Source organism: Klebsiella variicola, assembly GCF_000828055.2.
GTDB classification, from domain to species: Bacteria; Pseudomonadota; Gammaproteobacteria; order Enterobacterales; family Enterobacteriaceae; genus Klebsiella; species Klebsiella variicola.
The window spans coordinates 2408561-2426303 of record NZ_CP010523.2 but is presented as its reverse complement, the minus strand read 5'-3'; the positions used below and the strand labels follow the sequence as shown (position 1 = coordinate 2426303).

Sequence of the window (17743 nt, the reverse complement as noted above, 5' to 3'; positions counted from 1 at the left end):
GTTATGTACATGTTGTATAATGACGTGCACTTTAACTAAAAAAAGAGTGCGACCATGATTGATTCTTCATTGCCATTAACCGACATTCACCGCCACCTTGACGGTAACATCCGGGCCCAAACCATCCTCGATCTTGGCCGCGAGTTTAATATCGCCCTTCCCGCTTCCACCCTCGACACGCTGCGTCCCCACGTCCAGGTCACCAGCCTTGAGCCCGATCTGGTCAGTTTTCTTGCCAAGCTCGACTGGGGGGTAAAAGTCCTTGCCTCACTGGAAGCCTGCCGTCGCGTGGCATACGAGAACGTCGAAGACGCCGCGCGCAATGGCCTGCACTACGTTGAGCTGCGCTTCTCTCCCCGCTATATGGCGATGACCCACCAGCTTCCTGTCGACGGCGTAGTAGAGGCAGTGATCGCGGGCGTACGTGAAGGCAGCCGCGATTTTCAGGTCGACGCCCGCCTGATCGGCATTCTGAGCCGCACCTTCGGTGAAGCGGCCTGTCAGGAAGAGCTGGCGGCGCTGCTCGCCCACCGCGAGGGCATCACCGCGCTGGATCTGGCCGGTGATGAGCTGGGCTTCCCGGGCGCGCTGTTCCTCAACCATTTTAATCAGGCCCGCGACGCTGGCTGGCATATTACCGTCCACGCTGGCGAAGCGGCCGGACCGGAAAGTATCTGGCAGGCCATCCGCGAGCTGGGCGCGGAGCGCATCGGTCATGGGGTCAAAGCGGTAGAGGATCCGGCCCTGATGGACTACCTGGCCGAACATCAGATCGGCATTGAATCGTGCCTGACCTCGAATGTGCAAACCAGCACCGTGGCTTCGCTGGCCCAGCATCCACTGAAGCAGTTCCTTGAGCACGGCGTGCTGGCGAGCCTCAACACTGACGATCCGGCGGTGCAGGGCGTCGATATCATTCACGAGTACACCGTGGCGGCGCCGGCGGCGGGCCTGAGCCGGGAGCAGATCCGTCAGGCACAGATCAACGGTCTGACCCAGGCGTTTCTGAGCGAACAGGAAAAAGCCGCTCTCATTCAGCGGGTGGCGAAAGGTTGATCACCGGCCCGGCGGCAGCGCTGCCGGGCTCCCCCTCACACCAGGCTGAGCGTGGCGCGATGTCTGGCCGACTCGATACCCAGCTCAATCAACGTCATGATCTGAATCGCCTCGCTGGCCGGGACCGGGTTTTCTCCCTCCCCGTTAAGCGCATCGCGAATGGCGGCATAGTAGGCGGGATAGTTGCCCGGCAGCGTCAGCCATGTCTCCTCGCTTCGTTCGTCGCCTTCGGCGCGGGTCAGAGTACCGTCGCGCATATCATACCCCCAGTCCTCCTGCGGCAGTCGTTCACCGTTTTTTAGCCGTTCCTCCTGAGGATCAAGGCCGAACTTAATATAGCTGGCCCGCGAGCCGTGGACGATAAAGCGCGCGCTCTCCGCCGCAGCGAGCAATGTGCCATGCAGCACCACCCGCCGCTGGGGATAGGCCAGCACGGCATGAAAATAGTCGGTGGATTGCGCGCCGGGGCGAAGTTGAGCGAGATCGACTGTGATACTCACCGGCAGGCCAAAGAGCACCACCGCTTGATCGAGCAGATGTGGCCCCAGATCGTACCAAATGCCACTTCCGGGACCACCCTGCTCACGCCAGCGCTGACGCACCTGGGGGCGGAAGCGATCGAAATGCGACTCAAAGTAACACACTTCCCCCAGCTGACCTTCGTTAATTAACGCCCTGACGGTTAAGAAGTCACTGTCCCAGCGGCGGTTATGAAACACCGACAGCACCCGGCCGCAATGCTTCGCCAGACTCTCCAGCTCGCGTGCTTGTGACAGTGTCACGGTAAAGGGTTTATCCACCACCACATGTTTGCCCGCTTCCAGCGCCGCTTTCGCCAGCGGAAAGTGGGTATCGTTCGGGGTGGCGATGACCACCAGATCAATATCAGGATCGTTGAGCAAGTCCTTTGCCGCACTCACCACCCTGACCCCCGGCCAGTCGGCATGGACTTTGCCGGCCTCGCTGCTGGAGACCCTCGTCAGCGCCATGCCCGGCGTGCCGCCGATCAGCGGCGCGTGAAACGTTTTGCTGGCGTAACCGTAGCCTATCAGCCCTACCCGGATCGCGTCACTCATGTTACCGCCTCACTTATTCAGCTAATGTCAATATCGCGTAGATGAGAATAATCTTACAAACAATGAGCAAAATTTATCATTTGATTCACAGCTGTTTTCCCGCATGCGTGCAAAATCAGACAGATACCCCTTGTGATCTGCTGACCTTGGAGTAACATTTCCCACTGTGTTCAAAGGATACTGAAGTGTTATGACGACTGTTTTTACCCGTATTGTAGAACTTATTGGCTGGATTGTTTTTGGGATTTCCGCACTGCTTTTGGTTATCGCCCACCATATTGATAACTACCAGTCGCCACCGCCAGCGGATGTGGTGCAGACAAAGTAGCGCCGCCGTGAAACAGTGACCCGCCTCGCAACTGTGCAACCGGTTTCAGAAACCGGTTGCACAGCTATCCTTGCTTTGATTACACTCCCTCTATCATCAGACTGGGAGCTTTTTCATGGCCGCTTTTCCGCACAATTTTTTATGGGGTGCCGCTACCGCAGCGTATCAGGTTGAAGGTGGGCACGACGCAGACGGTAAAGGACCGTCAATCTGGGACATCTACTCTCACCTGCCGGGTACCACCTTTGAAGGCACCACCGGCGATGTCGCAGTCGACCACTATCACCGTTTTCGCGAAGACGTTGCGTTAATGGCCGAAATGGGCCTGCAAAGTTATCGATTCTCCATCTCCTGGCCCCGGCTGCTGCCCGCCGGGCGCGGCGAAGTGAATGAAGCCGGCGTACAGTTTTACAGCGATCTGATCGACGAACTGCTGGCGCACAATATTGAGCCGATGATCACCCTCTATCACTGGGACCTGCCGCAGGCCCTGCAGGATGAGGGTGGCTGGGAAGCACGCACTACCGCCGAGGCCTTCGCCGAGTACGCCCGCCTGTGCTATGCGCGCTTTGGTTCACGGGTGAAGCTGTGGGCGACCTTTAACGAAACCATCGTGTTCATTGGCCACGGCTACATTAATGGTCTGCATCCCCCGGCGGTGCGCGATCCGGCGCGTGCCATTCAGGCGTGTCATCACGTGTTTATCGCCCATGCGCTGGCGGTCAAGGCATTCCGCGAGATGAACGTGGCGGGCGAGATTGGCTTCGTCAATGTGCTACAGCCGCATACTCCGCTCACCGACAGTGAGGCGGACAAAAAAGCCACCGAACTGGCTGACGCCATCCACACCCACTGGCTTTACGACCCGGTACTGAAAGGCACCTATCCTGCCGCCCTGCTGGCGCAGACCCAGGCGCTGTGGGGGGTACCGCGCTTTGCCCCGGACGATGACACACTACTGCGCGAGAATCGCTGTGACTTTATCGGGCTGAATTACTATCGCCGGGAAACGGTGTCCGCCCAGCCGCCCAACATCCCCACCGGTGGCGAACCTGGCGTGGAGGGGTTGTTCTATTTCGTGCGTAATCCGCAGAGCACCTATACCGAATGGGGATGGGAAATCTGGCCGCAGGGGCTGACGGACGGCATTATGATGATCAAGGAACGCTATGGCGATATCCCGATCTATATCACCGAAAATGGCCTGGGAGCGAAAGACCCGATAATTGCCGGAGAAGTGGTCGACGATCCGCGAATCGACTACCTGAGCAGCCATATTGGCGCCCTGGAAAAGGCGCTGGCGCTGGGGGCGGATGTGCGCGGCTATTATCCCTGGTCGTTTATCGATCTGCTGAGCTGGCTCAACGGATATCAAAAGCAGTACGGCTTTGTCTATGTCGATCACCAGCAAAATCTGGCACGCAAACGAAAGAAGAGTTTTTATTGGTACAAATCTGTTATTGCCAGTCACGGCGAACAGCGTTAATCTTCTCTTGCGGGCGCCATTCGGCGCCCGGTCTGGTTTTAGAATATTCTTAAACTTCTCCCTGCTCTTCAAGGTCGGCTCTCGCCCCTTGTCATGGGTTTATATAACCTGAATCATTCCACCCGGCCCCATTCAGAAGGCGCCGTTGGTTGAGAGTAGGTTTAGTGAATGCTGATAATATTCAACATAATTATTCCGATTATAAAATGGATACGAAAATGACCGTTCTGGACTATTTATTAAAATTCCGCAAAATCAGTTCGCTCGAAAGTCTTGAAAAACTATTTGATCACCTTAACTACTCCCTGACCGACACCGAAGAGATCGTGAATATGTATCGTGCGGCCGACCACCGCCGGGCAGAGCTGGTCTCCGGTGGTAAATTGTTCGATGTGGGCCAGGTGCCTAAATCCGTTTGGCGATTCGTGCAGTAAGGCTGTCATCCTTCACGCCAGTTGCTTATACTTCCCGGCCTGATTTTCATTACTGGCGTTGAATAGGGGAGTAACATGACGTCTCAATCTGCAGAACGCATTGGCGGATGGCTGCTGGCACCGCTGGCCTGGTTGCTGGTGGCGCTGCTGAGCGCCTCCTTATCGCTGCTGTTTTTTGCTAATGCTCTCATGTCGACGCAGACGTATGCCCTGCTCCGCGCCATGAGCACCGGACATCTGGCGCTGTGGCTCGCTTCGCTGCTGTTTGCCGTCGCCATGTGGTATTACACGCTCTGGCTGACCATCGCGTTCTTTAAGCGGCGCTCGCTGGTCCCTAAGCACTATATTATCTGGCTGCTCATCACCCTGCTGCTGGCGATAAAGGCATTTGCCTTCTCTCCCGTCTCGGATGTCCTTGCTTTGCGCCAGCTGCTGTTTCCACTCTTGGCTGCCGCGCTCCTGGCGCCCTATTTTCGCCGTTCCCAGCGGGTAAAACGGACCTTTGTTCATCCGTAATAACCCCACACTTAACCTGTTGTCGCCGGTATCGTTTTATTCGATAATAAGCGGCTTTTTTTCGTTTCAGGTCGCATGATGGCTGATTATTTACTGCTCTTTATTGGTACAGTCCTGGTCAATAACTTCGTTCTGGTGAAGTTTCTTGGTCTGTGCCCGTTTATGGGGGTTTCCAAAAAGCTGGAAACCGCAATGGGGATGGGGCTTGCCACCACCTTCGTGATGACGCTGGCCTCTATTTGCGCCTGGCTGATTGATACCTGGATCCTTATCCCCTTAAATCTGGTCTATTTACGCACGCTGGCCTTTATTCTGGTCATCGCCGTGGTGGTTCAGTTCACTGAAATGGTCGTGCGTAAAACCAGCCCGGCGCTCTATCGCCTGCTGGGTATTTTTCTGCCGCTGATCACCACCAACTGTGCCGTACTCGGGGTGGCGCTGCTGAATATTAATCTGGGGCACAATTTCCTGCAGTCCGCGCTGTACGGCTTTGCCGCCGCCGTCGGTTTCTCGCTGGTGATGGTGCTGTTCGCGGCGATCCGCGAACGCCTGGTGGTGGCCGATGTGCCCGCGCCGTTTCGCGGTAATGCCATCGCATTGATTACCGCCGGTTTAATGTCTCTGGCCTTTATGGGCTTTAGTGGTTTGGTGAAGTTGTAATGAGCGCAGTCTGGATAGCCGTGATCGCCATCAGCCTGTTAGGGCTGATTTTCGGCTTAATACTGGGGTATGCCTCCCGCCGTTTCGCGGTGCAGGACGACCCGGTGGTGGAAAAAATTGATGAACTGTTGCCGCAGAGCCAGTGCGGGCAGTGCGGCTACCCCGGCTGTCGTCCCTATGCGGAAGCTGTTGGTGCCCAGGGTGAAAAAATTAACCGCTGTGCGCCGGGTGGCGAAGCCGTAATGTTAAAAATCGCCGCCTTACTGAACGTCGACCCGCAGCCGGTCGATGGCGATGAACAGGAGGCGGAGCCAGTTCGTATGCTCGCGGTAATCGACGAGCCGAACTGCATTGGCTGCACCAAATGCATCCAGGCGTGTCCGGTGGATGCGATTGTCGGGGCAACCCGCGCCATGCATACCGTGATGAACGACCTGTGCACCGGTTGTAATCTGTGCGTAGCCCCCTGCCCGACCCAGTGCATTTCGCTCGTTCCGGTGGCGACCACCCCGGAAACCTGGAAATGGGATCTCCATGCGATCCCGGTGCGCAATATTCCTGTGGAACAACATGTTTAAGTTATTTTCCGCTTTCCGAAAAGATAAAGTCTGGGATTTTAACGGCGGTATTCATCCGCCCGAAATGAAAACCCAGTCTAACGGTACCCCACTGCGCCAGGTGTCCCTGCCGCAGCGCCTTATCATTCCGCTCAAGCAGCATATTGGCGCCGAAGGCGAACTGTGCGTCAAGGTGGGCGATCGGGTGCTGCGCGGCCAGCCGTTGACCCGCGGATGGGGAAGAATGCTGCCCGTACACGCCCCGACCTCCGGTACCGTTACCGCCATCGCCCCGCACACCACCGCTCATCCTTCGGGGCTGGCGGAGATGAGCGTGATCATTGACGCCGACGGCGAAGACCGCTGGATTGAGCGCGATGGCTGGAGTGATTATCAGGTCCGCACGCGCGAAGCGCTTATCGAACGCATTCATCAGTTTGGCGTCGCAGGCCTCGGCGGCGCCGGTTTCCCCACCGGCAGCAAACTGCGCGGCGGCGGCGATAAAATTAAGACGCTGATTATTAACGCCGCCGAATGCGAACCCTATATCACGGCGGACGACCGCCTGATGCAGGACTGCGCCGCGCAGATTGTCGACGGGATCCGCATCCTCGCGCATATTCTGCAGCCTGACGAAGTGCTGATCGGCATTGAAGACAATAAACCGCAGGCCATTTCGATGCTGCGGGCGGTGCTCTGCGACGCCCATGGCATCTCGCTGCGCGTGATCCCCACTAAATACCCCTCCGGTGGGGCCAAGCAGCTTACCCAAATTCTCACCGGCAAGCAGGTACCGCACGGCGGTCGTTCGTCGGATATTGGCGTGCTGATGCAGAACGTGGGGACGGCCTATGCGATAAAACGCGCGGTGATTGACGGCGAGCCGTTAACGGAGCGCGTGGTCACCCTGACCGGCGAGGCGGTCTCGCGGCCGGGCAACGTCTGGGCGCGCCTTGGTACACCGGTTCGCCATCTGCTTAACGACGCCGGCTTCTGCGCCAGCGCCGAGCCAATGGTGATCATGGGCGGCCCGCTGATGGGCTTTACCCTGCCGGGGCTGGATGTCCCGGTGGTGAAGATCACCAACTGTCTGCTGGCGCCTTCCGCCAGCGAGATGGGCGAGCCGCAGGAAGAGAAAGGCTGCATTCGCTGCAGCGCCTGCGCCGACGCCTGTCCGGCCGATCTGCTGCCGCAGCAGCTGTACTGGTTCAGCAAAGGCCAGCAGCACGATAAAGCCACCGCGCACAATCTGGCGGACTGCATAGAATGCGGCGCCTGCGCGTGGGTTTGCCCAAGCAATATTCCGCTGGTGCAGTACTTCCGTCAGGAGAAAGCGGAGATCAGCGCGATTCGCCAGGAAGAGCAGCGCGCCGCAGAAGCTAAAGCGCGATTCGAAGCCCGACAGGCGCGCCTGGAGCGTGAAAAAGCCGCCCGCGCCGAACGGCATAAAAAAGCCGCCGTTCAGCCTGCTGCCAAAGATCAGGATGCGATTAACGCCGCCCTCGCCCGGGTACGCGACAAACAGCGTGATGCCGCGCAACCGATCGTGATTCAGTCTGGCGCCAAACCGGATAACAGCGAGGCGATCGCTGCACGCGAAGCGCGGAAGGCCGAAGCCCGGGCACGCAAGGCACAGCAGCAGGCCGTGTCGGTGGAAACCCTGTCGACCGACGCAGCAGATCCACGCAAGGCGGCGGTGGAAGCCGCTATCGCCCGCGCCAAAGCGCGTAAAGCCGAACAGCAGGCCGCGCCGGTGGAAGCCCCGGTAGCCGAGCCGGTCGACCCGCGTAAAGCCGCGGTGGAAGCCGCCATCGCCCGCGCCAAAGCGCGTAAAGCCGAACAGCAGGTCGCGCCGGTGGAAGCCCCGGTAGCCGAGCCGGTCGACCCGCGTAAAGCCGCGGTGGAAGCCGCCATCGCCCGTGCCAAAGCGCGTAAAGCCGAACAGCAGGCTGCGCCGGTGGAAGCCCCGGTAGCCGAGCCGGTCGACCCGCGTAAAGCCGCGGTGGAAGCCGCCATCGCCCGCGCCAAAGCGCGTAAAGCCGAACAGCAGGTCGCGCCGGTGGAAGCCCCGGTCGCCGAGCCGGTCGACCCGCGTAAAGCCGCGGTGGAAGCCGCCATCGCCCGTGCCAAAGCGCGTAAAGCCGAACAGCAGGCTGCGCCGGTGGAAGCCCCGGTAGCCGAGCCGGTCGACCCGCGTAAAGCCGCGGTGGAAGCCGCCATCGCCCGCGCCAAAGCGCGCAAAGCCGAACAACAGGCCGCACAACCGGATCTCGCGTCAGCCGCAGCCAATGACGACCCACGCAAAGCGGCCGTCGCCGCGGCTATCGCCCGCGTTCAGGCGCGTAAAGCAACACAGCAGGCAGTTAACGAGGAATAAATGGTTTTCAGAATCGCAAGCTCCCCCTATACCCATAACCAGCGGCAGACCTCGCGTATTATGCTGCTGGTGCTGCTCGCCGCCGTGCCTGGCATTGTGGTCCAGACCTGGTTTTTCGGCTGGGGTACCGTACTGCAGATTGTCCTCGCCGCATTGACGGCCTGGGCAACGGAAGCCGCTATTCTCAAACTGCGCAAACAGCATATTGTGGCGACCCTGAAGGACAACTCCGCCCTGCTCACTGGCCTGTTGCTGGCGGTGAGTATTCCACCGCTGGCCCCCTGGTGGATGGTGGTGCTCGGCACTGCCTTTGCCGTGGTAATCGCCAAGCAGCTGTACGGTGGATTAGGCCATAACCCCTTCAACCCGGCGATGATCGGCTACGTCGTGCTGTTGATTTCATTCCCGGTACAGATGACCTCCTGGCTGCCTTCATATGAAATTGCCGCCCAGGTTCCGGCGTTCAGCGATGTGCTGCAGATGATCTTCACCGGGCATACCGCCGCCGGGGGCGACATGGCCAGCCTGCGACTGGGTATCGACGGCATCAGCCAGGCCACCCCGCTGGATACCTTTAAAACCTCTCTGCATGCCGGGCATAGCGTCCAGCAGGTGCTGCAATTGCCGGTTTACGGTGGCGTACTGGCGGGCCTCGGCTGGCAGTGGGTGAATATCGCCTGGCTGGCGGGCGGTCTGTTTCTGCTGTGGCAGAAGGCGATCCGCTGGCATATCCCGGTCAGCTTCCTCGTCAGCCTTGGCCTGTGCGCAACCCTCGGCTGGATCTTCTCGCCGCAGAGTCTGGCCTCGCCGCAGATGCATTTATTCTCCGGGGCCACCATGCTTGGCGCCTTCTTTATTCTGACCGACCCGGTGACGGCCTCGACAACCAACCGCGGACGTCTGATCTTCGGCGCCCTCGCCGGCCTGCTGGTGTGGCTTATTCGCAGCTTCGGCGGTTACCCGGACGGCGTGGCGTTTGCCGTTCTGCTGGCGAATATTACCGTGCCGCTGATCGATTACTACACGCGCCCGCGCGTGTATGGCCACCGTTGAGAGAGCGATGATGTTAAAAACGATGCGAAAACACGGCGTCACGCTGGCGCTTTTTGCCGCCGGCTCCACCGGGCTAACGGCGGCGATCAATGAGCTGACCAAAAGCACCATCGACCAGCAGGCGGCCCTGCAGCAGAAAGCGTTATTCGACCAGGTTTTACCTGCCGACCGCTATAATAACGATCTGCTCAAGAGCTGCTATCTGGTCAGCGCCCCGGCGCTGGGCAAAGGCCAGCATAAAGTGTGGATTGCCAAAAATAACGATCAGCCGATTGGCGCGGTCATGGAAGCCACCGCGCCGGACGGCTATTCCGGAGCGATCCAGCTGCTGGTTGCTGCCGATTTTAGCGGCACGGTCCTCGGCACCCGCGTGACCGAGCATCATGAAACGCCGGGCCTGGGCGATAAAATCGAGCTTCGCCTGTCGGACTGGATCACCCATTTTGCCGGGAAAGTCATCCACGGTCAGGGCGACAGCCATTGGGCGGTCAAAAAAGATGGCGGCGATTTTGACCAGTTCACCGGCGCCACCATCACCCCCCGGGCGGTGGTCAATGCCGTTAAGCGCGCAGGCCTGTATGCACAAACGCTGCCTGCGCAACTTCCTGAATTCACCGCCTGTGGAGAATGACCATGAGCGAAGTTAAAGACGTCATCGTCCAGGGCCTGTGGAAAAATAACTCCGCCCTGGTTCAGCTGTTAGGGATGTGCCCTCTGCTGGCGGTCACCTCGACCGCCACCAACGCCCTCGGGCTGGGTCTGGCGACCACCCTGGTGCTAACCTTAACCAACCTGACCATCTCCAGCCTGCGCCGCTGGACGCCGGCGGAGATCCGGATCCCCATCTACGTGATGATCATCGCCTCGGTGGTGAGCGTCGTGCAGATGCTGATCAACGCCTATGCCTTCGGCCTCTATCAGTCGCTGGGGATTTTCATCCCGCTTATTGTGACCAACTGCATCGTGGTCGGCCGCGCCGAAGCCTTTGCCGCCAAAAAAGGGCCGGCGCTGTCGGCACTGGATGGCTTTTCTATCGGCATGGGCGCCACCTGCGCGATGTTTGTGCTGGGCTCCCTGCGCGAGATCCTTGGCAATGGCACCCTGTTTGACGGCGCCGACAGCCTGCTTGGTAGTTGGGCAAAGGTGCTGCGCATCGAGGTTTTCCATACGGATACCCCCTTCCTGCTGGCTATGCTGCCGCCAGGCGCCTTTATTGGCCTCGGCATGATGCTGGCGGTAAAATACCTCATCGATGAACGTAGCAAGCAGCGGAAGGCGCAAGCGGCCCGGGCCGTTTCTGTCGCCCCGTCTGACGTGACAGGGAAAGCGTAACATGAACAAAGCCAAACGCCTGGCGATCCTCACCAGGCTGCGGGAAAACGATCCCCACCCCACTACCGAACTGCATTTCAGTTCGCCGTTCGAGTTGCTGATTGCCGTTCTGCTTTCTGCGCAGGCCACCGATGTCAGCGTCAACAAAGCGACAGCCAAACTCTATCCGGTGGCCAATACGCCCGCAGCGATGCTGGCGCTGGGGGTGGATGGGGTGAAATCGTATATCAAGACTATCGGCCTGTTTAACAGCAAAGCGGAAAACGTCATCAAAACCTGCCGCATCCTGCTGGAGCAGCACAACGGCGAGGTGCCGGAAGACAGAGCGGCGCTGGAGGCGCTGCCCGGCGTGGGCCGTAAAACCGCCAACGTGGTACTAAACACCGCCTTTGGCTGGCCGACCATCGCCGTGGACACGCACATCTTCCGCGTCTGCAATCGGACGCAATTCGCCCCTGGCAAGAATGTTGAGCAAGTGGAAGAGAAGCTTCTGAAGGTGGTCCCCGCCGAGTTTAAGGTCGACTGTCATCACTGGTTGATCCTGCATGGACGTTATACCTGCATTGCCCGCAAGCCGCGCTGCGGCTCCTGCCTGATTGAAGACCTCTGCGAATTTAAAGAGAAAGTCTACGCCTGATCCCTTCTTCTGAGCCATAACTTAACCCTGAGTTATGGCTCGAATTTGTGTATTTAACCCGCCGTTACCACCAGAAAATGTCTCTTATGATGGGTAATAATCCGGCTATATAACGAACAATCAGTGCTTTCATTTTTTCTCGATGCAAAATTTCTATACATTTGTGATCGAGATCATGCTCGCAACTTTATGTTGATTACATGTTGTGAAAATGAAAACAAATGTCAGGCAATACAACGATTGAGCAAAGATTACCAGGATAATAGACCATTAATTTTTAGGATAATGGACCATATCACTACCCATGAGGTCAATCAGTAGAATATATCGCCTTTTTAACGAAATCAGACTGATGAAAAAGATAAAAATAGCAATCATAACGAAACGGTGAAATTTAACTCTGGATAACATTCAGATGTCCGGAGCATTATGCCACCCACATTATGTGTAACAGTTTATTACAAAGGCCTTGCCTGATGCGCCAGGATAGTGAACATTACCTGCCGTTTTCCCTCCCAAAATAACTATAAAGGCGGCGGTCCAACGAGATTGCGCCCCGAACACCCCCCAGTAAATATGGGATGTAAAAAAAGAGGTATATGTGTCTACTGCAAACAATAAACCAGCAGAAAGCGTGAGTCTGAACGCTTTCAAACAACCACGCGCGTTCTATCTCATTTTCTCGATCGAGTTATGGGAGCGTTTTGGTTATTACGGCCTGCAAGGGATCATGGCCGTTTACCTGGTAAAACAGCTGGGTATGTCGGAAGCGGATTCCATTACTCTGTTCTCCTCCTTTAGCGCGCTGGTCTATGGTCTGGTTGCTATTGGCGGCTGGCTGGGCGATAAAGTGCTGGGCACCAAACGTGTCATCATGCTGGGCGCTATCGTGCTGGCCATCGGCTATGCGCTGGTGGCCTGGTCCGGCCATGATGCTGCCATCGTCTATATGGGTATGGCGACCATCGCCGTCGGTAACGGCCTGTTCAAAGCCAACCCGTCCTCCCTGCTTTCTACCTGCTATGACAAAAACGATCCCCGTCTGGACGGTGCATTCACCATGTACTACATGTCCATCAACATCGGTTCGTTCTTCTCGATGCTGGCAACCCCGTGGCTGGCCGCTCGCTTCGGCTGGAGCGTGGCGTTTGCCCTCAGCGTGGTGGGGATGGTGATCACGATTATTAACTTTGCTTTCTGCCAGAAATGGGTAAAACAGTACGGTTCGAAACCGGACTTTGCCCCAGTGCACATGGGCAAACTGCTGGCGACCATCGCTGGCGTGGTGGTGCTGGTCGCCATCGCCACCTGGCTGCTGCACAACCAGGGCATCGCACGTATGGTGCTGGGCGTCGTCGCACTGGGTATCGTTGTGATTTTCGCCAAAGAAACCATCGGTCTGAAAGGTGCCGCGCGTCGTAAAATGATCGTCGCCTTCCTGCTGATGGTAGAAGCGATTGTCTTCTTCGTACTGTACAGCCAGATGCCGACCTCTCTGAACTTCTTCGCGATTCGTAACGTTGAGCACTCGATCCTCGGTATCGCCTTCGAACCGGAACAGTATCAGGCGCTGAACCCGTTCTGGATCATGATTGGTAGCCCTATTCTGGCAGCCATTTATAACAAGATGGGCGACCGCCTGCCGATGCCGCACAAGTTCGCTATCGGCATGGTACTGTGCTCCGGCGCGTTCCTCGTCCTGCCTTTAGGCGCGAAGTTCGCCAGCGACGCCGGCATCGTCTCGGTTAACTGGCTCATTCTGAGCTACGCGCTGCAGTCTATTGGTGAGCTGATGATTTCCGGCCTCGGCCTGGCGATGGTCGCTCAGCTGGTTCCGCAGCGTCTGATGGGCTTCATTATGGGCAGCTGGTTCCTCACTACCGCCGGCGCGGCGATCATCGCCGGGAAAATCGCCAACCTGATGGCGGTGCCGGAAAACGTCACCGATCCGCTGGTGTCGCTGGAAGTGTACGGCCACGTGTTCCTGCAGATTGGTATCGTCACCGCGGTTATCGCCGCCCTGATGCTGCTCACGGCGCCGAAGCTGAACCGTATGACTCAGGACGACAGCGCGGACCTGAAAGCACGCGAAACCGCGGCAGCCTGACGCCGCAGGGAAAACCAATTATTTTTAAGCCGCTAACGTTAGGTTAGCGGCTTTTTTTTTACCCCTGGCGGGACTAACATACAGAAAACTGCAGCCACGAGGAGTTACGCATGAAACTGTTCTACAAACCCGGCGCCTGTTCCCTGGCCTCGCATATCGCCCTGCGCGAAAGCGGCCTGGATTTCACGTTGCAGAGCGTGGACCTGGCCAAAAAACGGCTGGAAAACGGGGATGATTATCTGCTGATCAACCCGAAAGGTCAGGTGCCGGCGTTGCTGCTGGATGATGACATCCTGCTCACTGAGGGCGTGGCTATTATGCAGTACATCGCCGATCAGGTGCCGGACCGCCATCTGCTGGCGCCAGTGGGCTCCATTGCCCGCTACCAGACCCTGGAGTGGCTGAATTACGTGGCCACCGAGCTGCATAAAGGCTTTACCCCGCTGTTCCGCCCGGATACCCCGGAAGACTATAAGCCTGTCGCGCGGGCGTTGCTCGAGAAGAAACTGCAGTATGTTGATACGTCGCTGGAAGATAAACAGTGGCTGACCGGCCATCGCTTTACTATCGCCGATGGCTATCTGTTCACCGTGCTGCGCTGGGGCTATGGCATAAAACTGGATATGGCTGCCTATGGTCATATCGACAGCTGGATGGCGCAGGTGGCAGCGCGTCCGGCGGTGGCGGCCGCACTGGCGGCTGAAGGCTTAAAATAAGGCCTGAACCTGCCCGGCGGACCGTCGGGCAGGCCCGGGGAGTTACAGCCGGGTGGCGCTGAAGCAGTGCTCCGGTACGGCAATGCGATCCTGCGCCGCCACCACCTGCAGTTCATACTCTTGCATGTTTTTGGTGGTGAGCATGATCTCGTACACCGCGGCGGTAACGTGCTCAAGCGCATCGCGCAGGCTGGCACCCTGCAGCAGTTTCACCAGCAGCAGTCCACTGGTCACATCGCCGACGCCAACCGGCTGACGCAGGCCAAAATCCACCAGCGGCCGACTGATATGCCAGGCTTCTTCGGCCGTCACCAGCAGCATCTCAAAACGATCCATGCTCAGACCGGCGCGGGAAAGATGTTTAACCAACACCACCTCCGGCCCCTGGGCAATCAGCTCCCGCGCAGCAGCTACCGCTTCGCTGACGCTGGCGACCGGATGACCGCACAGGATCTCCAGCTCAACCAGATTCGGCGCAATAATATCGCTGGCCGGCAGCGCATAACGCACGTGGAATTCCGCCACGCCGGGCGCGACGATGCACCCTTTCTCCGGATGGCCCATCACCGGGTCACAAAAGTACTTCGCCGCCGGATTGGCCGCTTTCACCTGACGCACGATACCGAGGATATGCTCGCCCTGTTCAGCGGAACCGAGGTAGCCGCTCAGAACCGCATCGCAGGTCTGCAGCTTGTCGATGTCGGCAATGCCCTGGACGATCTCCGTCAGGTGTGAAGGCGGCATCACGCAACCGGTCCATTTACCGTATTGCGTATGGTTGGAGAACTGAACGGTATTCAGGGGCCAGACATTGGCGCCCAGACGGCGCATCGGAAACTCGGCGGCACTGTTGCCGGCGTGGCCAAACACAACGTGAGACTGAATGGCGAGGATGTTCTTCATTTTCTTACCACAACCCTAAAAAGAAAAAGGGCGTGGTTTCCCACGCCCTGGTTTTATTTTTTATTTCCAGCAGACCAGGCAGTAATTCTTTTTACCGCGACGCAGTAAGGTGTAGCGGCCGAACAGACGGTCGCTGTCGCTGAATACATATTCCGGGTCGGCCTGTTTTTCTCCGTTGATGGTCACCGCGTTCGAGGCAACGGTTTTACGCGCCTGACCGCGGGACGGCTGCAGCTCGGAATCCACCAACGCCTGCAGGAGATCGGCGCCTTTTTCCATTTCGATCATCGGCACGCCATCCTGCGCCAGCTGTTCGAAATCTGCTTCGCTCAGGTCGCTCAGGTTACCGTTGAACAGGCTTTCGGTAATGCGCTTCGCCGCTTCCAGGCCTTCTTCGCCGTGGACCAGGCGCGTCACCTGCTCTGCCAGCACGTACTGGGCGCGCGGCGCTTTACCGCTGTTTTTGTCTTCTTCTTCCAGAGCATTGATCTCCGCCATGTCCATAAAGGTGAAGAACTTGAGGAAGCGATAGACATCAGCATCCGCGGTGTTGATCCAGAACTGGTAGAATTTGTACGGACTGGTTTTCTTCGGATCCAGCCACACGGCGCCGCCTTCGGTTTTACCGAATTTGGTGCCGTCTGCTTTGGTGATCAGCGGAACCGTCAGGCCAAACACCTGGTTCTGGTGCAGGCGACGGGTCAGATCGATACCGGAGGTGATGTTGCCCCACTGGTCGGAGCCGCCGATCTGCAGCGCTACGCCGTGCAGCTTGTTCAGGCAGGCAAAGTCGTACCCTTGCAGCAGGTTGTAGGAGAACTCGGTAAAGGAGATACCCTGATCGTCACGATTCAGACGCTGCTTCACCGCTTCTTTGTTGATCATCTGGTTAACAGAGAAGTGTTTGCCGATATCGCGCAGGAAGGTCAGCACGTTCATGCTGCCAAACCAGTCATAGTTGTTCGCCGCGATCGCCGAGTTGTCGCCACAGTCAAAATCAAGGAACGGGGCCACCTGTTTGCGGATTTTATCCACCCACTCCTGCACGGTATCCTCGGTATTTAGCTTACGCTCAGCGGCTTTAAAGCTTGGGTCGCCAATCAGACCGGTTGCGCCGCCCACCAGCGCTACAGGTTTATGACCTGCCTGCTGGAAGCGTTTCAGGCATAACAATGGAACAAGATGCCCCAAATGCAAGCTGTCAGCGGTAGGATCGAAGCCGCAATAGAGCGCGATCGGGCCTTGCGCCAGTCGCTCTGCTAACGCTTCCTCGTCCGTCACCTGGGCTACCAGCCCCCGCTCTTGCAATTGTTTAATCAAGTTACTGCTTGCCATCAAATTCTCCATGTATAAACGACTGCACCTCTGCCGGTACACGACTTTTCGCCAGATGCGAAAAGTACATAGAATAAAGCGCCGGCCCTTTCAGCGCCAGCGCTTCGATAACTAATTTCGGCGTTTACGGTGCCAGGCGGTCTATTTTCCAGGCGCCATTATCACGCTGGTATAAAAAGCGGTCATGCAGCCGATGTTCGCCCCCCTGCCAGAACTCCATCTGCTCGACGCTGACGCGGAATCCGCCCCAGAAACTCGGCAGCGGCACTTCCCCCTGCTGGAATTTCTGCTTCAGCTCGAGGAATTTGCTCTCCAGGATCCCGCGGGCGGAAATGCGACTGGACTGCTGGGAGACCCAGGCGCCGATTTGGCTATCGCGCGGACGGCTGTGGAAATATTTGACCACCTCCAGCGTCGACAAGCGCTCCGCTTTGCCGATCACCATCACCTGGCGCTCCAGCATATGCCACGGAAACAGCAGGCTCACCTGGGGATTTTTTTCAATCTGATGGGCTTTGCGGCTGCCAAGGTTGGTATAAAACACCAGCCCTTTTTCATCGTAATGCTTCAGCAGCACAATACGCTGGTAAGGTTGGCCGCGCTCATCAACGGTAGCAACCACCATCGCGGTCGGGTCTGCGAGTTTCGCGTCACAGGCCTGACGCAGCCAGCGTTCAAACAGCGGCAGGGGTTCAGCAGGAAGATCGTGGCGACGCAAACCGCCACGGGTATATTCACGGCGCAAGTGCGCGATTTGCTGGAGTTCGTCGTTATCAGACATGGCCATTGAGGATGTAGTCATAAGGTGGCGTTATTGTGCGCCCCCCCGACAGAAATCTCAACGTTTGGCCGTCTGCAGCTGACAGTTATCGAGGATGATGCGATCGCGTTTATAGACGGTAGCGGTATCGCCCTTCGACCAGAAGACGTAGACGCCGTCGGTGTAGCGCGCCCCCGAAGCCGACAGCCCCTCAGCCAGGTTCAGTTGCTGATTATCATAGATAAAACTCACCTGTTGGCGGGTGTTATTGCGATGGACCGTTAACGGTTTCTGGTCGCATTGATACTCCAGCGTGTCCGTCTGCATCCGCTCGACAAACTGGTTGTAGTAGCTACAGCCCGCCAGCATAAAAGGTACAACTGCGATAAGAATTTTTTTCATTCGTTTGC

19 protein-coding genes are annotated in these 17743 nt (G+C 57.7%); 14 read left to right on the top strand and 5 right to left on the bottom strand.

Features of this window, described 5'->3' with window-relative positions:
- The first annotated feature begins 54 nt into the window (after positions 1-54).
- The gene (add, locus tag SP68_RS11410) at positions 55-1056 is read left to right on the top strand and encodes an adenosine deaminase (RefSeq protein ID WP_012541536.1); all 1002 of its coding nucleotides are present in this window, start codon (positions 55-57) and stop codon (positions 1054-1056) included.
- A gap of 35 nt (positions 1057-1091) precedes the next feature.
- On the opposite strand, the gene SP68_RS11405 is transcribed toward add, so the two are convergent.
- Positions 1092-2132, bottom strand: coding sequence for an oxidoreductase (locus tag SP68_RS11405; RefSeq protein ID WP_008804649.1), 1041 nt, complete (start codon positions 2130-2132; stop codon positions 1092-1094).
- 190 nt (positions 2133-2322) lie between these two features.
- Here SP68_RS11405 and blr point away from each other — a divergent pair, with 190 nt between their 5' ends.
- The 13 genes from blr to gstA all read left to right on the top strand — a co-directional run bounded on the left by blr (position 2323) and on the right by gstA (position 14335).
- A complete protein-coding gene (gene blr / locus SP68_RS11400; protein ID WP_012541534.1) occupies positions 2323-2460 on the top strand; it encodes a division septum protein Blr in 138 nt (45 codons plus the stop codon).
- Positions 2461-2575: 115 nt separating this feature from the next.
- Positions 2576-3946 (top strand): GH1 family beta-glucosidase, encoded by a 1371-nt coding sequence (locus tag SP68_RS11395; RefSeq protein WP_008804648.1) that lies wholly within the window; start codon positions 2576-2578, stop codon positions 3944-3946.
- A 218-nt stretch (positions 3947-4164) separates the two neighbouring features.
- Positions 4165-4380 carry a transcription modulator YdgT gene (gene ydgT / locus SP68_RS11390; RefSeq protein WP_004202843.1) on the top strand — a complete coding sequence of 72 codons (216 nt, stop codon included), beginning with the start codon at positions 4165-4167 and terminating at the stop codon, positions 4378-4380.
- A gap of 75 nt (positions 4381-4455) precedes the next feature.
- The gene (locus SP68_RS11385; protein WP_008804647.1) at positions 4456-4896 is read left to right on the top strand and encodes a DUF2569 domain-containing protein; all 441 of its coding nucleotides are present in this window, start codon (positions 4456-4458) and stop codon (positions 4894-4896) included.
- Between the two features lie 78 nt (positions 4897-4974).
- Complete coding sequence (gene rsxA / locus SP68_RS11380) at positions 4975-5556, top strand: electron transport complex subunit RsxA (RefSeq protein WP_002907658.1); 582 nt, start codon at positions 4975-4977, stop codon at positions 5554-5556.
- Positions 5556-6134, top strand: a complete 579-nt coding sequence (gene rsxB, locus SP68_RS11375; protein WP_008804646.1) for an electron transport complex subunit RsxB — start codon at positions 5556-5558, stop codon at positions 6132-6134. Before rsxA ends, rsxB begins: the two co-directional genes overlap by 1 nt.
- Entirely contained in the window at positions 6127-8490 is a 2364-nt protein-coding gene (gene rsxC, locus SP68_RS11370) for an electron transport complex subunit RsxC (protein ID WP_040968579.1), read from the top strand. The genes rsxB and rsxC overlap by 8 nt, the downstream gene beginning before the upstream one ends.
- Complete coding sequence (gene rsxD / locus SP68_RS11365; protein ID WP_040968580.1) at positions 8491-9543, top strand: electron transport complex subunit RsxD; 1053 nt, start codon at positions 8491-8493, stop codon at positions 9541-9543. It begins immediately after the preceding gene.
- A 10-nt stretch (positions 9544-9553) separates the two neighbouring features.
- Positions 9554-10174, top strand: a complete 621-nt coding sequence (gene rsxG / locus SP68_RS11360; RefSeq protein ID WP_032691405.1) for an electron transport complex subunit RsxG — start codon at positions 9554-9556, stop codon at positions 10172-10174.
- A 2-nt stretch (positions 10175-10176) separates the two neighbouring features.
- Positions 10177-10875, top strand: a complete 699-nt coding sequence (locus SP68_RS11355) for an electron transport complex subunit E (protein ID WP_008804642.1) — start codon at positions 10177-10179, stop codon at positions 10873-10875.
- Position 10876: 1 nt separating this feature from the next.
- Positions 10877-11512 (top strand): endonuclease III, encoded by a 636-nt coding sequence (nth, locus tag SP68_RS11350; RefSeq protein WP_008804641.1) that lies wholly within the window; start codon positions 10877-10879, stop codon positions 11510-11512.
- A 601-nt stretch (positions 11513-12113) separates the two neighbouring features.
- A complete protein-coding gene (dtpA, locus tag SP68_RS11345) occupies positions 12114-13619 on the top strand; it encodes a dipeptide/tripeptide permease DtpA (protein ID WP_008804640.1) in 1506 nt (501 codons plus the stop codon).
- Between the two features lie 110 nt (positions 13620-13729).
- Positions 13730-14335 (top strand): glutathione transferase GstA, encoded by a 606-nt coding sequence (gene gstA, locus SP68_RS11340; RefSeq protein ID WP_008804639.1) that lies wholly within the window; start codon positions 13730-13732, stop codon positions 14333-14335.
- Between the two features lie 42 nt (positions 14336-14377).
- Here the strand turns inward: gstA and pdxY are convergent, their stop codons facing one another.
- The 4 genes from pdxY to mliC form a co-directional block, all read right to left on the bottom strand.
- Positions 14378-15238, bottom strand: a complete 861-nt coding sequence (pdxY, locus tag SP68_RS11335) for a pyridoxal kinase PdxY (RefSeq protein WP_008804638.1) — start codon at positions 15236-15238, stop codon at positions 14378-14380.
- Between the two features lie 60 nt (positions 15239-15298).
- The gene (gene tyrS, locus SP68_RS11330; RefSeq protein ID WP_012968045.1) at positions 15299-16573 is read right to left on the bottom strand and encodes a tyrosine--tRNA ligase; all 1275 of its coding nucleotides are present in this window, start codon (positions 16571-16573) and stop codon (positions 15299-15301) included.
- Between the two features lie 124 nt (positions 16574-16697).
- On the bottom strand, positions 16698-17354 hold the full coding sequence (pdxH, locus tag SP68_RS11325) for a pyridoxamine 5'-phosphate oxidase (RefSeq protein ID WP_032731006.1): 657 nt from the start codon (positions 17352-17354) through the stop codon (positions 16698-16700).
- Between the two features lie 57 nt (positions 17355-17411).
- Positions 17412-17735, bottom strand: a complete 324-nt coding sequence (gene mliC, locus SP68_RS11320) for a C-type lysozyme inhibitor (protein ID WP_032691200.1) — start codon at positions 17733-17735, stop codon at positions 17412-17414.
- Positions 17736-17743: the final 8 nt, after the last annotated feature.